The following is an 18,106-nucleotide window of genomic DNA, read 5'->3' as shown; positions in this document are numbered from 1 at the left end:
CTTTTGCAGTCTTTTTTTTGAGATTAATTAATAAATAAATTGGTTAATCTTGTCGTTAATTATATATTTGCTCGGTTTAAAAAAATAATATAATTCTTGGTTTTTCTATTTATGTGATTAATAGTGTATTAAGAATATGGTTGGAAAGATTGAAACATAAATAAATTTAAAATAATTAATTTTTAGTAATAATGCAGAATAAAGGACTTATTAAATTTTTCGCAATTCTATTTGCATTGGTGAGTATTTACCAACTTTCATTCACTTTTGTCGCAGATAAAGTAAAAAGCGATGCAAAATCTTTTGCTGGAGGTGATTCAGATAAAGAATTAAAGTATTTGGATTCTATTGGTAAGGAAAAAGTATATAATCTTGGTTTTACAGATTTTACTTTTAATGAAGTTACTGATAAGCAAATCAACAAAGGTCTTGACTTAGAAGGAGGTATCAATGTTATACTTCAGGTTTCTGTTAAAGATATCTTGAAAGGATTATCTAATAATTCTAAAAATCCGGTTTTCAATAAGTCTTTGGCCGATGCTACAGCTGATTTACAAGGAAATAAACCATATTTAGATAAGTTTTTTGATGCTTTTGATGCAAATTCTAAAGGAACTGTAAAATTAGCTTCGCCAGATATCTTTGCGAACAGAAGTTTACAAGGAGAAGGTGGTGTTGATTTTCAAATGACAGATGCACAAGTGAAGAAAATCATCAAAAGAAAAGTTGATGAATCAGTAGAAAGTGCTTTTGGAGTTCTTAGAAAACGTATTGACAAATTTGGCGTTTCGCAACCTAATATTCAAAAAATAGGTGAGACCGGAAGAATTCTTGTAGAGCTTCCTGGAGCTAAAGATGTAGACAGAATTAAAAAATTATTACAAAGTACAGCTCAATTAGAGTTTTGGGAAACGTATAAAATAGAAGAAATTGGTAATTTCTTGATGGCTGCAAATGAGTCATTGAAAAAAACTGAAATCAATAAAGTTGAAAAAAAGGAAGTTGTTAAAGACTCTTTGAGTTCTTTATTAGCTGATGCAAAAGATTCAGCTACTACTGAAAAAGGGAATAATCCTTTGTTTGACAAAATAATTGCTCAAGGTGGTGGACCAGTTCTTGGTCTTTTCTCTCCAAAAGATACAGCTGTTATCAATGGATATTTTAAAAGAGCTGACATTAAAGTTTTATTGGCTGCTGATCAACGTTACGCTAAATTTGTTTGGGGTAAATTGACAACAATAAAAGATGCCAAAGATAAAAGTGTTGAAGCGGTAGAATTATATGCTTTAAAAGGGAATAGAGATAATATTCCGGCAATGAGTGGTGGAGTTGTAACTGATGCAAAAGATACTTTTGACCAATTAGGCAAGCCAGCAGTTTCTATGCAAATGAACGGACAAGGTGCTAAAGGTTGGGAAGAATTAACAGGTAAAGCATATACTCAAAAAAGTAATATTGCTATCGTTTTGGATAATGTTGTTTATTCTGCACCGGGTGTTTCTAGCGGACCAATTTCTGGTGGAAGATCTGAGATTTCTGGATCTTTTGATGTAACGGAAACGAAAGATTTAGCTAACGTATTAAGAGCAGGTAAACTTCCAGCTGCTGCTGATATTGTTCAGTCAGAAGTAGTAGGTCCATCCTTAGGACAAGAAGCTATTGATAATGGAACTAATTCTGCATTAGTAGGATTACTTTTAGTATCACTTTGGATGATGGTTTATTACGGAAAAGCAGGTTGGTATGCTAATCTTGCCTTGGCGGTTAACTTATTGTTCTTGTTTGGAATTTTGGCAAGCTTAGGAGCTGTTCTTACTTTGCCGGGTATTGCAGGTATCGTTTTAACGATGGGTACTGCGGTAGATGCGAATATTATTATTTATGAAAGAGCAAAAGAAGAATTGCGTGACGGTAAAACTTTGGCAGAAGCCATAAAAACGTCTTACAGCTGGAGAGGTGCAATGTCATCAATTACAGATGCAAACGTTACACACATATTAACTGGTGCTGTATTGTTTATCTTTGGTTCAGGACCAATTAAAGGTTTTGCTACTACTTTATTGATAGGTATTGTAACGTCATTGTTTACTTCAATTTTTATTGCAAGAATCTTCATCGATTGGAACATAAGTAAAAAGAACGATTTATCATTTGTTACCAAGTTTTCTAAAAACTTATTTAACAATTTCCATTTTGATTTCTTAGGTGTTAAAAAATGGGCTTATGGGTTCTCAGCGGTTGTAGTTATTGTTAGTATTGTTTCTCTTTCTGTAAATGGATTGGATCAAGGTGTTGATTTTGTTGGAGGAAGAACTTTTCAAATACGTTTTGAAAAACCAGTTGAAGCTGAAACTGTAAAAGAAGAATTAACTAAGGTTTTTGGTAATACAGAAGCTAAAATATTTGGTAAAGATAATCAGTTGAAAATCACTACTAAATATAAAGTAGAAGAGCACGGTGTAAAAGCAGATGAAGAAGTAAATAGATTATTGTTTGATAATTTAAAACAGCATTTCTCTGAAGGGTTGACTTATGATAAATTTGTTAATGCTTATGATGGAAAAAAACTAGGTATTCTACAAGCATCAAAAGTAGGTCCAACAGTGGCTGAAGATATTAAAACGAATGCTTATTGGGCAGTTCTTGGAGCTATGGCAATCGTATTTTTATACTTGATGATTAGTTTCAGAAGATGGCAATATAGTTTAGGTGCTATTGCAGCTATTGCGCACGACGTTATTTTTGTATTAGGAATTTATTCTTTATGTTACAAATTCATGCCTTTTGGTATGGAGATCGACCAACATTTTATTGCAGCGATTCTAACGGTTATTGGATATTCTATGAATGATACAGTAATTGTATTTGACAGGGTTCGTGAATTCTTAGCTGGTAAAACAAAAGGTACTTTCGCTGATATCGTTAATAAGTCTATTAACACAACTATGTCAAGAACAATCAATACTTCGTTGACAATGATCGCGGTATTGTTTATTATGTTTCTTTTTGGAGGAGAATCTATCAGAGGATTTATTTTTGCTATGTTGGTAGGTATTCTTGTAGGAACATATTCATCTTTGTTCATCGCAACGCCTGTACTTGTTGATACAATTTCGAGTGTTGACAAAGACCTGATTGAAAAACGTCATCAGGAAGCATAAAATTGCTTTATTACTATACAAAAAAGGATTCAACGAAAGTTGAGTCCTTTTTTTGTATATATGTTTTAAAGTTTAAATAGATTTTTTGCTGGATTAATCTTTGAAATTGATTAATTTTAATGTAAGTATTTGATTTGTAATAATTTGTTTTAATTTAAAATCGAATCATGAAAGCGAAAATTTTCACTTTGTTTTTTCTTACTTTTTTTAATGCTTTCTACAGCCAAGAAAGCAAGCAGGATTTGTCTTTGGGTTTTTATTATGGTTTTGGAAAAAATATACTAGAGGAGGATTATTTTTATGAAAGTAATTATTATAAGGTTCAGCTTAGTTATTTAATAAAGGAATCTAAACATTTTGAATACGAACTCTTTGTTCAGCCTGAACTCAATTTTGTAAAACACAAGCTTCTAAATTTAGACTATATTGGAGTAGAAGAACCAAATTATATTGAAAAAAGAGAAGAATTTGGTAGGTTAAAACATATTAAGGACTATATATTGAATTTGGGTATAATAGTTAGAAAACCAATTTCTGATAATTGCAGTGTTTTTGTATTAGCAAGTATAGGTCCAATGATTACAGATACCGAAACAGAAAGACTTTCAAAAGGTTTTGCTTTTTCAAGCGTTTTGTCTTTAGGTGTTTCATTAAAAGTATCTCCTTTTGTTTTTGAGCTTAGACCTAATTTTAATCATATTTCTAATGCCGGACTTCAGAAAAACAACAATGGATTTAGCATATTTAACTTAGAGTTTGGTTTTAAAATTCCATTATAAGCGGTGTTATTTCTAGAAAGTAATTTGTAAAGTTCAGTTTTATAGCGATTAAGCTTTTTTATTTGTGTGATTTAATTTAATAAAAGATTCAAAATTTTATATATTTACTCAACAACAGAATATAATTCCTGACTCTTAATCTATTTTAAAAATTTAGAACAATGAAAAAGAATTTACTATTATTTGTTTTTGTTTGTTGTATTTACCCAGATCTGTTTGCCAACTTTAATTGTAATAGTACTGTTTCTAAAATTGCAATTGTTAATTTAGAGGTTGTTGCCTCGCCTCCGCTTGTAAGTTCTCCTATTTATTATTGTCAAGGAAGTGTGGCTTCTGCATTAACCGCAACTGCATCCCCAGGAGGAACTTTAAATTGGTATGGTACCAGTAGTTCAGGCGGAATAGCCTCTGTAGCAGCTCCAACTCCATCAACAGCTCTTGTTGGTACTACTTCATATTATGTGAGCGAAACCGTCGCTGGTATTGAGAGCACTCGTTCTAAGATTGATGTTATAGTTGTTGCTAATAGTGGGGCGACTGTGCAAAGTTTAGTATGTGATCCTTCACAGGTACCAGCTGCTGAAAAAAATAGTGCTGTTTTTTTTGATTGGGGAAATAATCCTCTGACACCTGGAGGTGTGATTTATAATTATTCCTATACAATTTTAGGTGGAGGGACTTTTACAGGGCAAAAAACAAATGCATCTACAAATCTTAAAATACCAGGTTTGTTACCTGGGCAATCTGTTACTTTGACTATAACTTCGGTAGATCCTTATCCTTGTGTACCTCCACAATCTGCTACATGTTCTGTTCCTTGTATTACAACTTCAATTCCAAATTTTCCTGCTGTTCCTCCTTTTTGTACAGGTACAGCAGCACCAATTTTATCATCAACATCACCAAATGGTATTGTTGGAACTTGGTCGCCAGCGGTAATTGATAATTTGATAGGTGGAAGCTATGTTTTTACGCCAGATCCCATTTTATTTCCTTGTGCTACAACGCAAACTTTAGTTGTAACTGTAGGTTCTTTTAAAGAACCCGATTTTGTTGATTTAGCAATTTGTTTTGGAAGTACAGCACCAAATTTGAATATTCAATCTCCTAATGGAATTACTGGAACTTGGTCGCCTGCATTCATAGATAATACACTTGGCGGAACTTATGATTTTACTCCTGATCCTGGACAATGTGCTACTTCAAAAAGCATAAAAGTAGATGTAAATCCATTAGTTAATATTGTGAGTGTTGATTGGACTGTCACAGAAGCTTTTGCTGATAATCAAGTAATATCAATTGTAGCAAGTCCGATGGGTAATTATTTGTATCAACTGGATGATGGACCATTTCAGGAAGATTCAAGCTTTGAATATGTTGCTTATGGCTTACATTCTATCACAGTTAAGGATATTTACGGTTGCAGTTTAGCTGTAACAGTGAATAATATTCGTGTTGTTAATTATCCTAAGTTTTTTACGCCCAACGGGGATAATTTTAATGATACTTGGAATATATTCGAATTGCAAGATGACTTAAGTTCTAAAATTTACATATTTGATCGCTATGGTAAATTAGTAAAAGAAATAAGACCTAACGGAAATGGCTGGAATGGAACTTATAACGGAAGACCTCTGCCTGCGGATGATTATTGGTTTGTTGTTAATTATACAGAGCAAAATATTCGGAAAGAGTTTAAATCGCATTTTTCATTAAAAAGATAAACATAAAAAAGCTTCCAAAATTTGGAAGCTTTTTTATGTTTTATTTGAATTGAAATAAAGTTATATTTCAACTTGTTTTTTCGCAGTAAAGAAAAAATAGAATCCAATTAGTATAAAAGGAATACTGAGCCATTGACCTGTAGATAGTAATCCTAAAGCGCTTTCAAAACCGCCTTGGCTTTCTTTTACAGATTCTACAACGATACGAACAGTAAATAACAATACTAGAAATAGTCCAAATAAATAACCGGATTTCTTTCTTGCGTCTGTTTTCCAATATAGGAAAAACAAGATGGCAAAAACGAAAATATAACAAAAAGCTTCGTACAATTGCGCCGGATGTTTTGCAGGAACTTGTTCTAACAAAGCCGCAAATTTTGGGTCAGTTGCTATTGCTGTATAGGCCTCTTTTGAGTCTTGTATCTGAGTTGCATTTTCAGCATCTCTAGGACTAAAATGATCGTGAATAAATTTGATTCCGAAAGAAGAATTAGTTTCTTTTCCTACTATTTCAGAATTGAAAAAGTTACCAAGTCTTACAAAGATAGCTCCACTTGCTACAGGAATAACCACTCGGTCTAAAATCCACAATAAAGGTCTTTGTAAAACTTTCTTGCTGTAGTAGTACATAGCAATTATTATCGAAATTGCAGCTCCATGACTTGCTAATCCTTGAAATCCGGTGAATTCCCAACCATTAATTATGTTAAAAAGGGCTGCGTTTGGATTTTCTCTGATAGGCAAAAATATTTCCACTAAATGATTGCGATAATATTCCCAATCATAAAAGAATACATGCCCAAGACGTGCACCAATTAGAGTGGCAAGTACGGTCCATATGAATAATGAATCTAGTTTTTCTATTGATTCGTTTTCGCGTTCGTATATTTTTTTCATGATATACCAACCCAGTCCAAAAGCAATTACAAACATTAAACTGTAATAGCGAATCATAAAAAATCCTAAATCTATACCTTCCGATGGATTCCAAACTATATTTAAAGAGTGTGTCATTTATTATTGTTTTATGATATGTTGTAAAAATAAAGATTCCGTGTAAAATACGTACTAATAAAAGGTTAATGTTTATGGTTGCACTCTTTTTTAGGAACGGGATCATAACCCGTTTTTCCCCAAGGATGGCAACTTAGAATTCTTTTTATTCCTAAATAGCCTCCGTAAAATAAGCCATGTACTTGTAAAGCTTCAATCATATAAGAGGAACAAGTAGGTGAAAACCGACAGGTAGCGGGAGTAAAGGGTGATATTGCTACTTGATAAAACCGAACTATGATTATAAATGGAGCAGTTATTTTCATGGTTTAATTTGAAAATTGGTAAATTAGAAAATGAAATAATTATCTCATTTTCTAATTTACACATTATATCGCGAAAGTTGTTCCTTCTTTACCGTCTTTCAATTGAATTCCTAACGTTATCAATTGATCCCTGATTTGATCAGAGAGGGCAAAGTTTTTATCGGCTCTGGCTTGATTTCGCATTCCGATAAGCATATTTATAGTTCCTTCTAATTTATCGTTGCTATTATCGGTTGTTTTTTCGTCTTCTAATCCTAAAACATCAAACACAAAAGCGTTCATTGCTTTGGTGAATGTTTCTAAATCAACTGCATTCAGGCTTTCTTTACCATCATTTAATAAATTGATAAATCGAACGCCTTCAAATAATTGGGCAATTAAAATAGGGGAGTTGAAATCATCGTTCATGGCGTCATAGCAAGATTGTTTCCAGCTTGCAATGTCTAGAGAACTATTAGAACTTGGACTAATTTGTTTCAAGGAATCCATTGCTTCCATTAATCTTTTGTATCCTTTTTCGGCTGCGACAATGGCATCATCCGAAAAATCAAGAATGCTTCTGTATTGAGCCTGAAGCATGAAGAATCGAGCTACAGATGCAGAGAATGCTTTGCTCAGAATAGTGTTCTCGCCGGTTAAAATCTCTCTTGGTAAAATATTATTTCCAGTAGATTTAGCCATTTTTTTACCGTTTAGGGTAAGCATGTTGGCGTGCATCCAGTAATTAACTGGAGTTTGACCTGTACAAGCTTCGTTTTGGGCTATTTCACACTCATGATGTGGGAATTTTAAATCCATTCCGCCACCGTGAATATCAAAATGATTTCCAAGGTATTTTGTGCTCATTGCAGTACATTCTAAATGCCAACCTGGGAATCCGTCGCTCCAAGGAGAGGGCCAACGCATAATGTGTTGCGGTTCCGCTTTTTTCCATAAAGCAAAATCCTGCGGATTTCTTTTGTCTGATTGTCCATCAAGATCACGGGTATTAGCAAGCATGTCTTCAATGTTTCGACCGCTTAACTTTCCGTAATGATTGGTTTCATTGAATTTTACCACATCAAAATAAACAGATCCGTTGGCTTCGTAACCAACTCCAGTATCAATAATTTTTTTGATTATCTCAATTTGTTCAATGATATGCCCTGTGGCAGTAGGTTCGATACTTGGAGGTAAAAAGTTAAAAGCTTTTAGGATTTCATGAAAATCGACCGTATAACGTTGTACAACTTCCATAGGTTCCAGTTGTTCTAAACGTGCTTTTTTGGCAATTTTATCTTCGCCTTCATCCACATCATCGACAATATGACCTACATCGGTAATATTTCGAACATAGCGTACTTTATAGCCTAAATGCAATAGATATCTAAAAATAACATCAAATGACATAAAAGTTCTTACATTCCCAAGATGAACATTGCTGTAAACCGTTGGTCCGCAAACATACATGCCAATATTACCTTCATGAATAGGTACAAAAGTTTCTTTTTCTCCTGAAAGAGAGTTGTATATTTTTAGAGTCTGATTATTATATAGAGGCATTATTTATCTATTTATTTCTAATGAATTTTAAGAAGCTTTTAGAACTTTGTTTCTAGTTTGATGTAATCCAAAAATTCTCTTCGAGCTTGAGCTTCTTTAAATTTTCCGCCAAATTCGGAGGTTACCGTACTGCTTTCGATATCGCTGATTCCTCTTGAATTTACACAAAGGTGTTTAGCATCAATAACACAAGCAACATCTTCTGTTCCTAATGCATTTTGTAATTCCTGAACAATTTGCATTGTCAAACGCTCTTGTACCTGAGGTCTTTTGGCATAATATTCTACAATTCGATTCATTTTAGAAAGTCCAATTACAGTTCCATTAGAAATGTAAGCCACGTGTGCTCTTCCTATAATTGGTAATAAGTGATGTTCACAAGTAGAGTATACGATGATGTTTTTTTCGACTAACATTTCACCGTATTTGTAATTATTGTCAAAAGTGGATGCTTTTGGTTTTCGATCTGGGTTTAGACCGCCAAAAATTTCCTTTACAAACATTTTGGCAACACGATTAGGTGTACCTTTCATGCTGTCGTCTGTCAAATCCATTCCAAGGGTAAGCAGAATATTTTTGACATCCTTTTTTATGATTTCTATTTTTTCATCGTCTGAAAGATCAAAAGCATCTTTTCTTAATGGGTTTTGTGCGCATGAACCAATATGATTGTTTCCTATTTCGTCATGTGATTCTTCTCTATTTATCATTAAAAGTTACTGTTATGGTGGGTGTAATAATTTAAAGGGGTAAAGATAATTAATAAAAACCAAAGAATTTCTATAGCTTTTGATAATTAATCATCTCTTTTTACTGCGATAGTAGGATATAAATTTAAGTATAAAAATGAAGGCAATAACATTTGATTGTTATTGCCTTTATTATAAGTGTTTAATTATTGTTTTGCCAACTGAAAAGTATTGTTTTACAAACGATATCTTTCTTTTTTGGTTAACAAATCCTTTTTATATGCCAGATTATTTAGAATTATAGGCAATAATAGCTTCTTTCAAAATACGAACTGCTTTGATCAAATCTTCTTTTTTCAGAACATAAGCAATTCGCACTTGGTTTAAACCTACTCCAGGAGTAGAATAGAAACCTGCTGCTGGTGCAACCATAACGGTTTCATTATTGTAATCGTAACTTTCCAAAAGCCATTGTGCAAAATCGTCTGCATTTTCTATTGGTAGTTCTACGATGCAATAAAATGCGCCTTTTGGTGTAGCTACTTTTACGCCTTCAATTTTATTTAATTCGGCAATAAGTGTATCTCTACGATCTCTGTATTCTGTGATTACTTCATCAAAATAGCTTTGAGGAGTGTCAAGAGCTGCCTCGCTTGCAACTTGTGCAAATGTAGGTGGGCTTAATCTTGCTTGTGCAAATTTCATTGCAGTAGCCATAAGCTCTTTGTTTTTTGAAACAATACAACCAATTCTTGCGCCACACATACTATATCTTTTTGATACAGAATCAATCATTATGGCATTTTCTTCAATTCCAGGAATGTTCATTACAGAATAATGGATGTCACCATCATAAGTGAATTCTCTATAAACTTCATCAGCAATCAAAAATAAATCGTGTTTTTTTACCAAATCAGCCAATTGCATCATTTCTTCTTTTGAATACAAATAACCCGTTGGGTTTCCTGGATTACAAATAAGAATTGCCTTGGTTTTAGGGGTGATTAATTTTTCGAAATCAGCGATTGCAGGTAGCGCAAAACCGGTGTCGATAGAAGAAATCACAGGAACTACAGTAACACCTGATGCCACTGAAAAACCATTGTAATTAGCATAAAATGGCTCAGGAATGATGATTTCATCACCTTGATCCATTGTGCTTCCCATAGCAAAAAGCAAGGCTTCAGAACCACCAGTTGTAATAATGATGTCTTCTAGGTTTATTGGTAATCCTTGATTTTTATAAAACTGAGATAATTTAGTTCTGTAGCTTTCAAAACCCGCCGAATGACTGTATTCTAATACTTTTATATCAAAATTCTTTACGGCATTCATAGCCACTTCAGGTGTTTTTATATCGGGTTGACCAATGTTTAAATGGTATACTTTGTGCCCTTTTTTCTTGGCGATTTCCGAGTAAGGAACCAATTTGCGAATTGGAGATTCAGGCATGTGCTTGCCTTTATTGGATATTTTTGGCATGATAATAAAATTTTTGATCTGCAAATTTGCGAATTTTTTTCGAATTTAATGCCGTCAACATCCATATTTATTGTTGATTGTGTATTATAATGAAGGAATTTTAGTAATTTTATAAAAAACGATTTTATATGAAAAAAATGCTCTTGCTTTTTTTTGTTTTTATTTATGTATTTCCTGTTTTTGCTCAGGATGAATTTCAATTTGAAAAAGGAATTGATAAAGTGAAAATTCCCTTTCAATTGATTAATAATTTGATATTTATTCCTATAAAAGTCAACGGAACGGAACTTACGGTTTTATTAGATTCGGGTGTTCAAGAGACTATTTTATTCAGTTTGGAAGATAAAAATGAAGTTAATCTCAAAAACACTGAAAAAATAAGCTTGCGGGGTTTAGGAAGTGAAGATGCTATTGAAGGACTAAAATCGGAAGGGAATTTAGTTGAAGTCAATGGGATGCAGTCCAAAGAACATTTGTTGTATATTATTTTGGATCCAAGTTTTAATTTATCCTCGCATGTTGGGATTCCTGTAAATGGAATTATTGGCTATTCTTTTTTGCAGCATAATCTTGTAGAAATTAATTATGCCAAGAAACAAGTTATTGTTTATAAAGACAATCCGAAAAACAGAAAGAGAGTTGAGAAGAACTCTAATAAAATTCCAATTTCAATTGAAAGATCAAAACCTTATATTAAGACTACAATGGTTATAGATTCGATTGCATTTCCTGCGAAATTACTGATCGATATAGGAAACAGTGATGCAATATGGCTTTTTCAAAAAATTTCAGATAAAATTTCAGTTCCAGAGAAAAATTTCGATGATTATTTGGGCAAAGGTTTTAGTGGTGATGTTTTAGGTAAAAGAGCTCGGATTTCTGAATTTACAATTTCGGATTTTAAATTTAATAAGCCTATTGCTGCTTTTCCGGATTCCAGTTCCATAAGGCATGTGACCATGGCCTCAAATAGATTGGGTTCTGTAGGTGGGGAGATTTTAAAAAGATTTTCCGTTGTTTTTGACTATCCTAATGAATATATTTATTTAAAAAAGAACAAAGATTTTAATGCTCCTTTTCATTATAATAAAAGCGGAATTGAAATTAGCCATGTTGGTGTGCAGTGGGTTCAGGAAACGGTGCGCCTTAATACAGTACCGGTTTCGGCGAATTCATATAGTAACAAAGAGGACAGGAATTCGGTTGAGTTTAAATACAAATTTGAATTAAAACCCGTTTTTGAAATAGCAAATATTCGAAAAAAATCTCCGGCGGAGAATAGCGGATTGCAAAAAGGAGATATAATTATTTCGATTAATAAAAATCCGGCATACAAATATACTTTGCAACAAATTAATCTGTTGTTAAAATCAGAAGAAGATAAATGGATTACTTTGGAAATAGAAAGAGAAGGGAAACTTCAGGTTTTTAAATTTCAACTCGTTGATATTTTATAAAAAAAAAACGCTCCTTGAAATTAAATCAAGAAGCGTTTTTTTAGTTAAGTTAGGAATATTAGTTGGCAATTACTTCCCCTTTAATCTTTAAAGGAATACGTCCTTCATCGTAATTTATAGCATTAGATTCAACAGTAATCGTTTTTCTGATTGGCCCTGGAATCATATTGTATTTAATTTCAATTCTAGCCGTTTTTCCAGGTAAGATGGAATCTTTCGGTTTAGAAAGTATAGTCAAATTTGAAGTTGATTGAACAGAAAAGATGATTAATGGGGCGTCACCGGTATTAGTAAATTCAAAAGTCCGTATCCCATTGTCCTTTCCTTTGCTGATATTTCCGTAATCGATAGTGTTATTTTGTACCTTAAATTCAATTTTAGCTCCTTTTTGGGCAAATCCCATACTACTAAAGCATATGATCGCTAATAATGTGGCTATTTTTTTCATTTTTAGTTTATTTATTAAAAGTAAATATACTTTCTTTTAATTAGTACACAAATTTTATTTGCCTTTTTATAGTGTCCTTAATTATTTACTTACTTTTGTTGCCTATATGAATTACAATAATTAGACCAAAGATTAAATGGTTATTTGTTGATAGGGTTAATCGATGGTTCGGTTAGTCAAATCAACGAATTAACAAATAAACAAATCAAAAGTAAAATGACAATTCCTGCACAATTTGACGCTAAAACTATTGAAAATAAGTGGTATGACTACTGGATGAAGAATAATTATTTTCATTCGGAGCCAGATCATAGAACCCCATATACCATTGTGATTCCTCCGCCAAATGTTACCGGAGTTTTGCACATGGGACACATGCTAAACAATACAATTCAAGATGTTTTGATTCGTCGTGCACGTCTTAAAGGTTTCAACGCTTGTTGGGTTCCCGGAACAGATCACGCTTCGATTGCTACTGAGGCCAAAGTGGTTGCGAAGTTAAAAGCCGAAGGAATCAATAAAAATGATTTGACACGCGAAGAATTTCTTAAGCATGCTTGGGATTGGACGGATAAGTATGGCGGTGTAATTTTGGATCAATTAAAAAAACTAGGCGCTTCTTGCGATTGGGAAAGAACAAAATTCACGATGGATCCGGATATGTCAGCATCTGTAATTCGTTCTTTTGTTGATTTATATAACAAAGGATTGATTTATAGAGGTTATCGAATGGTGAATTGGGATCCGGAAGCCAAAACAACTTTGTCTGATGAAGAGGTTATTTATGAAGAGCAACAAGGGAAATTATATTTCTTAAAATATAAAATCGAGGGAAGTGAAGATTTCCTAACGATTGCTACAACGCGTCCGGAAACTATTTTTGGGGATACCGCGATTTGTATCAACCCGAATGACGAGCGTTTTGCTCATTTGAAAGGAAAAAAAGCGATTGTGCCTATTTGTGGAAGAATCATTCCTATTATCGAAGACGAATACGTTGATATCGAATTCGGAACAGGATGTTTGAAAGTGACTCCTGCCCACGATATGAATGATAAAACATTGGGTGAGAAACACAATCTTGAAATCGTTGATATTTTTAATGAAGATGCCACTTTGAACAGTTTTGGATTGCATTACCAAGGAAAAGACCGTTTTGTGGTTCGTGAAGAAATTGCAAAAGAACTCGAAACTATTGGTGCCTTGGCAAAAACGGAAATTCACTTGAATAAAGTAGGAACTTCTGAAAGAACCAAAGCGGTAATCGAACCAAGATTATCAGACCAATGGTTTTTGAAAATGGAGGATTTGGTTAAACCGGCTATCCAATCCGTTTTGGTTGATGGTGATATTAAATTGCACCCAAAACGTTTCGAGAATACTTATGCACATTGGTTAAATAATATCCGCGATTGGAATATTTCTCGCCAATTGTGGTGGGGACAACAAATTCCAGCTTATTTTTATGGCGACGGAAAAGAAGATTTTGTGGTTGCTGAATCTATCGAAGAAGCTTTAGAATTGGCAAAAACAAAAACTTCTAACGCTCAACTTCAAATTTCTGATCTGAGACAAGACGTTGATGCTTTAGATACTTGGTTTTCTTCTTGGCTTTGGCCAATGTCCGTTTTTGGTGGAATCATGGATCCAGAAAGCGAAGATTTTAAATATTATTATCCTACGAATGATTTAGTGACCGGGCCGGATATTTTGTTTTTCTGGGTGGCGCGAATGATCATTGCGGGTTATGAATATACGGGGAAAAAACCATTTACAAATGTGTATTTGACCGGTTTGGTTCGCGACAAACAAAGACGTAAAATGTCTAAATCATTGGGGAATTCACCGGATCCATTGGATTTGATTGAAAAATTTGGTGCCGATGGTGTTCGTGTAGGTTTGCTTTTGAGTGCTTCTGCAGGAAACGACATTATGTTCGACGAAGAGTTATGCAACCAAGGAAAAGGATTTACCAACAAAATCTGGAATGCCTTCAAACTGATAAAAGGATGGGAAGTTTCGGATTCAATTCCGCAGCCGGAATCCTCAAAAGTAGCGATTGAATGGTATGAAGCCAAATTGCAACAAACGCTTTTGGAAATCGAAGATAATTTCGAAAAATATAGAATTTCCGATGCTTTGATGGGAATCTACAAATTGGTTTGGGATGATTTCTGTTCTTGGTTCCTTGAAATGATAAAACCGGCTTATCAACAGCCAATTGACAGCGTAACTTTTGCGAAAGCGATAGAAATGCTGGAAAACAACATGAAATTATTGCATCCGTTCATGCCGTTTTTGACAGAGGAAATCTGGCAATTATTGGCCGAAAGAACACCAGAAGAAGCGTTAATCGTTTCAACTTGGCCGGAGATGAAACCATTTAATGCGGGATTAATTGCCGATTTCGAGAACACAATCGATGTGATTTCTGGAATAAGAACGATCCGTAAAGACAAAAATATTCCTTTCAAAGACGCGATCGAATTGAAAGCGATTAATAATGATAACACTTCGACTTATTTTGATTCGGTGGTGACTAAATTGGGGAATATCACTGCGTTGGAATATGTTTCGGACAAAGTGGATGGCGCTTTATCATTCAGAGTTAAATCAAATGAATATTTCATCCCAATTACCGGAAACATAAATATTGAGGAAGAAATTGCTAAACTAACTTCAGAGTTAGAATATATAAAAGGTTTCTTGAAATCAGTTCAAAACAAATTAGCCAACGAAAAATTTGTGGCCGGTGCACCGGAGAAGGTATTGGCAAACGAAAGGCAAAAAGAAGCCGATGCTTTATCTAAAATTGAAACCATTGAGCAGAGTTTGGCTGGATTGAAATAATATTAGATTCTTCTTAAAATAAAAAAATCCCAATTCTGAAATTTCAGAATTGGGATTTTTTGTAAGTTGTATGATTTAAATTTTAGTTTAGAATCAAGAAAAATAACTTGATTAGAACTTATATTTTAGCGAAGTCATTACTTGACGTGGAGCGGTTGGGTTTACACTGTAATTTTCATGTACGGTATAATTCAACTCGTTTGTGATATTAGACAATTTACATAAGATTGAAAACTGTTTCCAGCTATAACCTGCTGATACATCTATCGTCGTGTAAGCTGCAAGAGGGATTTCTCTGTCAAAAATTCCGTTTGGTAATGATGCATCAATTTGATTGTTCCAACCTCCAACTCTTTTTCCGATATAGTTTCCTATTGCTCCAAAAGAAACACCTTTTAAGGCTCCTGATGGTAAGGTATAAAAGAAACTTAAATTAGCTGTGTTTGCTGGTGTTCTTGCTAAACGATCACCTTCTATAAAACTTCCTTTTAAACCTGAAGTTTTAGTGTAGCGCATGTCATTATAACTATAACCTGCTATTATGCTTAAACCTTCTGATGGTCGTGCTGTGATATCTAATTCTACACCTTTACTTTTTGTTGATCCGCTTAAGACTTTTATGCTAGAGTCAGTATTGCTTGATCCATCGGCTTTAAATTCGGCAGTTTGAGCTAAGTTGCTGTTTTCAATTTGGTAGAAAGTAACGTTTGTACTCAATATTCCTTTCCAAAAATCGTTTTTGATTCCCAATTCATATTGGTCAATTATAGAAGGTTTTATCACTTTTAAATCAACCGTTGTACCTGTGTTTGGGGTAAAAGAATTAGAATAACTGGCAAATAACGAGGTGTTTTTTGTAGGTTGGTAAACCAAACCTAATTTAGGAGTAAAAGCTTGATCGATACGTTTTTCATCTTCTTTTATTGCAACCGGGCTTTTAGTTAAATCATGGTTTGTTGCCTGTGATTCTTGCCAAGACCAACGTATTCCTGCCAAAACTTTGAATTTATCGGTAAGCGAAATTAAATCTTGTGCATAAATTCCAAAACGATTGGTGTCTGTTTTTACGATTCGAGTATTAGTCGCATCGGGAATGGCACCGCCTTGATCAAAATTATCAAAATCGAAAATGTTACCGCTACCATAATTTTTTTGGCCAAATGTATAGGTATATGCTTGCGCAAAAGAATTATCAAAATCGACTCCCGTAAAAAATTGGTGTTTTATTTTTCCGGTAACAAAATTTCCTTGCAAACTTATTTGCTCCCCGATTATTTGTTCCAAGTTTTTGTTTTGACCTAAAGGGCGGCTCCAATCTCCATTGGCAGCTGGTTGTATACGTTCGGTTCCTTTTGAACTTCTTTCATAGTTTTGGAAAGAAGTATTGAAATTCAATTTCCAATTTTCATTAAATTCATGTTTTACTAATCCTGAAACGCTGGCTTGTCTAGTTTGACCATTAGACCAAGTAGCACCTAAATAAGTATTTCTAGGCAAATCAACAATTTCTTTTCCAATGATTCCTGTTCCAAAGTCAGGTGTCCAATTGTCATGTAAATAATCTCCTTGCAATACAATTTCGGTTTTTTTACTAGCTTTAAAAAGTACCGATGGATTAATGTAGTAACGTTCTTTTTTTACAACATCTCTGAAACTTTCTGAGTTTTCATAAGAACCTGTAATGCGATAAGCAATAGTATTATTTAAAGGACCATAAATATCAAGAGATGGTTTGTAGAAAGCGTTACTTCCCATTTGCATGCTAATTTCTCCTCCACTTTTAAAAGAAGGTTTTTTTGTAACCATATTTAAGACACCTCCTGGAGCCACGTTTCCAAATAATAATGCGGCACTTCCTTTAAGTACTTCTATTCTTTCCAAAGAAGATACTTCCGGAATTGAACCATTGTTAAAACGGAAGCCGTTTTTAAACATATTATTGGTTGACATATCATATCCTCTAGACCAAAATGATTCTGTAGCACCACCACGGGCTGAACCTACATATAAGCCATTTACATTTTTAATGACGTCACTCAATTTTACTGCTTGTTGCTGTTCTATAACTTGCTTTCCTACTATTTGAATGCTTTGAGGCAAATCTATTGGTTTTATTTCCAGACCAGATAGAACGGTTTCTCTTTTTTTATTGGGAGTTTGTTTAATTTTAATTACCAGTTCCTTTAAAGTAGTAATGTCCTCTTCTAATCGGAATTCTACAAAATTGGTTTGGTTTGGCAGAACTTTAATCTCTTTGGATTGTTTCTTCATTCCGCTTCCTTCTAATGTAATAGTGTGGTTTCCGATTGGGAAATTAGTGAAACTAAACTCGCCTTTGGCATCCGTTTTGGTTGTTTTCACTTCTTTTCCTAATTTTATGGCTATTCCCGAAAGAGGAAATCCATCTGCCGAAACTATTTTCCCTTCAATGATACCTGTTTCTTGTGCTTGTATAAAAAATGATGTAAATAATAGGATAAATAATATTCTAATTTGATTGCTCATGATTGTTTATTTGGAATAATTAAAAATAACGATGCAAAGATAAAACCTCATTTTGATTTGACAAAGCTTATTTAGATTAAATATCAATAATAAGTTTAACTTTTTTTTAGTAAATTGAAAATCAGTTTTTTATGTAAACAAAAAGCCCTG

Annotated in this window: 12 protein-coding genes; 5 read left to right on the top strand and 7 right to left on the bottom strand. The window is 33.6% G+C overall.

Going from position 1 to position 18,106, the window contains the following annotated elements; genetic code table 11:
- The first annotated feature begins 191 nt into the window (after nucleotides 1–191).
- From secDF to ACMDB5_RS14395, 3 genes are all read left to right on the top strand, one after another.
- On the top strand, nucleotides 192–3,161 hold the full coding sequence (gene secDF, locus ACMDB5_RS14405) for a protein translocase subunit SecDF (protein ID WP_413998959.1): 2,970 nt from the start codon (nucleotides 192–194) through the stop codon (nucleotides 3,159–3,161).
- 167 nt (nucleotides 3,162–3,328) lie between these two features.
- On the top strand, nucleotides 3,329–3,940 hold the full coding sequence (locus ACMDB5_RS14400) for an acyloxyacyl hydrolase (protein WP_413998958.1): 612 nt from the start codon (nucleotides 3,329–3,331) through the stop codon (nucleotides 3,938–3,940).
- 161 nt (nucleotides 3,941–4,101) lie between these two features.
- The gene (locus tag ACMDB5_RS14395) at nucleotides 4,102–5,664 is read left to right on the top strand and encodes a T9SS type B sorting domain-containing protein (protein ID WP_413998957.1); all 1,563 of its coding nucleotides are present in this window, start codon (nucleotides 4,102–4,104) and stop codon (nucleotides 5,662–5,664) included.
- A 60-nt stretch (nucleotides 5,665–5,724) separates the two neighbouring features.
- Here ACMDB5_RS14395 and lgt read toward each other — a convergent pair whose 3' ends face one another.
- From lgt to ACMDB5_RS14370, 5 genes are all read right to left on the bottom strand, one after another.
- On the bottom strand, nucleotides 5,725–6,678 hold the full coding sequence (lgt, locus tag ACMDB5_RS14390) for a prolipoprotein diacylglyceryl transferase (protein ID WP_413998956.1): 954 nt from the start codon (nucleotides 6,676–6,678) through the stop codon (nucleotides 5,725–5,727).
- 65 nt (nucleotides 6,679–6,743) lie between these two features.
- Nucleotides 6,744–6,983: a membrane protein insertion efficiency factor YidD gene (gene yidD, locus ACMDB5_RS14385; protein WP_413998955.1), complete on the bottom strand. Its 240-nt coding sequence runs from the start codon at nucleotides 6,981–6,983 to the stop codon at nucleotides 6,744–6,746.
- Between the two features lie 63 nt (nucleotides 6,984–7,046).
- A complete protein-coding gene (cysS, locus tag ACMDB5_RS14380; protein WP_413998954.1) occupies nucleotides 7,047–8,525 on the bottom strand; it encodes a cysteine--tRNA ligase in 1,479 nt (492 codons plus the stop codon).
- Nucleotides 8,526–8,563: 38 nt separating this feature from the next.
- Nucleotides 8,564–9,235 (bottom strand): GTP cyclohydrolase I FolE, encoded by a 672-nt coding sequence (folE, locus tag ACMDB5_RS14375; RefSeq protein WP_413998953.1) that lies wholly within the window; start codon nucleotides 9,233–9,235, stop codon nucleotides 8,564–8,566.
- Nucleotides 9,236–9,502: 267 nt separating this feature from the next.
- Entirely contained in the window at nucleotides 9,503–10,696 is a 1,194-nt protein-coding gene (locus ACMDB5_RS14370; RefSeq protein WP_413998952.1) for a pyridoxal phosphate-dependent aminotransferase, read from the bottom strand.
- 128 nt (nucleotides 10,697–10,824) lie between these two features.
- On the opposite strand from ACMDB5_RS14370, the gene ACMDB5_RS14365 reads away from it, so the two are divergent.
- A complete protein-coding gene (locus ACMDB5_RS14365; protein ID WP_413998951.1) occupies nucleotides 10,825–12,153 on the top strand; it encodes a PDZ domain-containing protein in 1,329 nt (442 codons plus the stop codon).
- Nucleotides 12,154–12,211: 58 nt separating this feature from the next.
- On the opposite strand, the gene ACMDB5_RS14360 is transcribed toward ACMDB5_RS14365, so the two are convergent.
- On the bottom strand, nucleotides 12,212–12,601 hold the full coding sequence (locus ACMDB5_RS14360) for a DUF1573 domain-containing protein (protein ID WP_413998950.1): 390 nt from the start codon (nucleotides 12,599–12,601) through the stop codon (nucleotides 12,212–12,214).
- 216 nt (nucleotides 12,602–12,817) lie between these two features.
- On the opposite strand from ACMDB5_RS14360, the gene ACMDB5_RS14355 reads away from it, so the two are divergent.
- A complete protein-coding gene (locus tag ACMDB5_RS14355; RefSeq protein ID WP_414000394.1) occupies nucleotides 12,818–15,451 on the top strand; it encodes a valine--tRNA ligase in 2,634 nt (877 codons plus the stop codon).
- A gap of 111 nt (nucleotides 15,452–15,562) precedes the next feature.
- Here the strand turns inward: ACMDB5_RS14355 and ACMDB5_RS14350 are convergent, their stop codons facing one another.
- Nucleotides 15,563–17,956 (bottom strand): TonB-dependent siderophore receptor, encoded by a 2,394-nt coding sequence (locus ACMDB5_RS14350; protein WP_413998949.1) that lies wholly within the window; start codon nucleotides 17,954–17,956, stop codon nucleotides 15,563–15,565.
- Between the last annotated feature and the right edge of the window lie 150 nt (nucleotides 17,957–18,106).

Origin of the sequence: Flavobacterium sp. W1B, assembly GCF_047344965.1 — a bacterium.
GTDB lineage: Bacteria > Bacteroidota > Bacteroidia > Flavobacteriales > Flavobacteriaceae > Flavobacterium.
This window is presented reverse-complemented; position numbering and strand designations above follow the sequence as displayed.

What these genes read in the sequence shown, in the direction of transcription:
- secDF (WP_413998959.1), top strand. Translation starts at nt 192, where the DNA reads ATGCAGAATAAAGGACTTATTAAATTTTTCGCAATTCTATTTGCATTG.
- ACMDB5_RS14400 (WP_413998958.1), top strand. Translation starts at nt 3,329, where the DNA reads ATGAAAGCGAAAATTTTCACTTTGTTTTTTCTTACTTTTTTTAATGCT.
- ACMDB5_RS14395 (WP_413998957.1), top strand. Translation starts at nt 4,102, where the DNA reads ATGAAAAAGAATTTACTATTATTTGTTTTTGTTTGTTGTATTTACCCA.
- lgt (WP_413998956.1), bottom strand. Translation starts at nt 6,678, where the DNA reads ATGACACACTCTTTAAATATAGTTTGGAATCCATCGGAAGGTATAGAT.
- yidD (WP_413998955.1), bottom strand. Translation starts at nt 6,983, where the DNA reads ATGAAAATAACTGCTCCATTTATAATCATAGTTCGGTTTTATCAAGTA.
- cysS (WP_413998954.1), bottom strand. Translation starts at nt 8,525, where the DNA reads ATGCCTCTATATAATAATCAGACTCTAAAAATATACAACTCTCTTTCA.
- folE (WP_413998953.1), bottom strand. Translation starts at nt 9,235, where the DNA reads ATGATAAATAGAGAAGAATCACATGACGAAATAGGAAACAATCATATT.
- ACMDB5_RS14370 (WP_413998952.1), bottom strand. Translation starts at nt 10,696, where the DNA reads ATGCCAAAAATATCCAATAAAGGCAAGCACATGCCTGAATCTCCAATT.
- ACMDB5_RS14365 (WP_413998951.1), top strand. Translation starts at nt 10,825, where the DNA reads ATGAAAAAAATGCTCTTGCTTTTTTTTGTTTTTATTTATGTATTTCCT.
- ACMDB5_RS14360 (WP_413998950.1), bottom strand. Translation starts at nt 12,601, where the DNA reads ATGAAAAAAATAGCCACATTATTAGCGATCATATGCTTTAGTAGTATG.
- ACMDB5_RS14355 (WP_414000394.1), top strand. Translation starts at nt 12,818, where the DNA reads ATGACAATTCCTGCACAATTTGACGCTAAAACTATTGAAAATAAGTGG.
- ACMDB5_RS14350 (WP_413998949.1), bottom strand. Translation starts at nt 17,956, where the DNA reads ATGAGCAATCAAATTAGAATATTATTTATCCTATTATTTACATCATTT.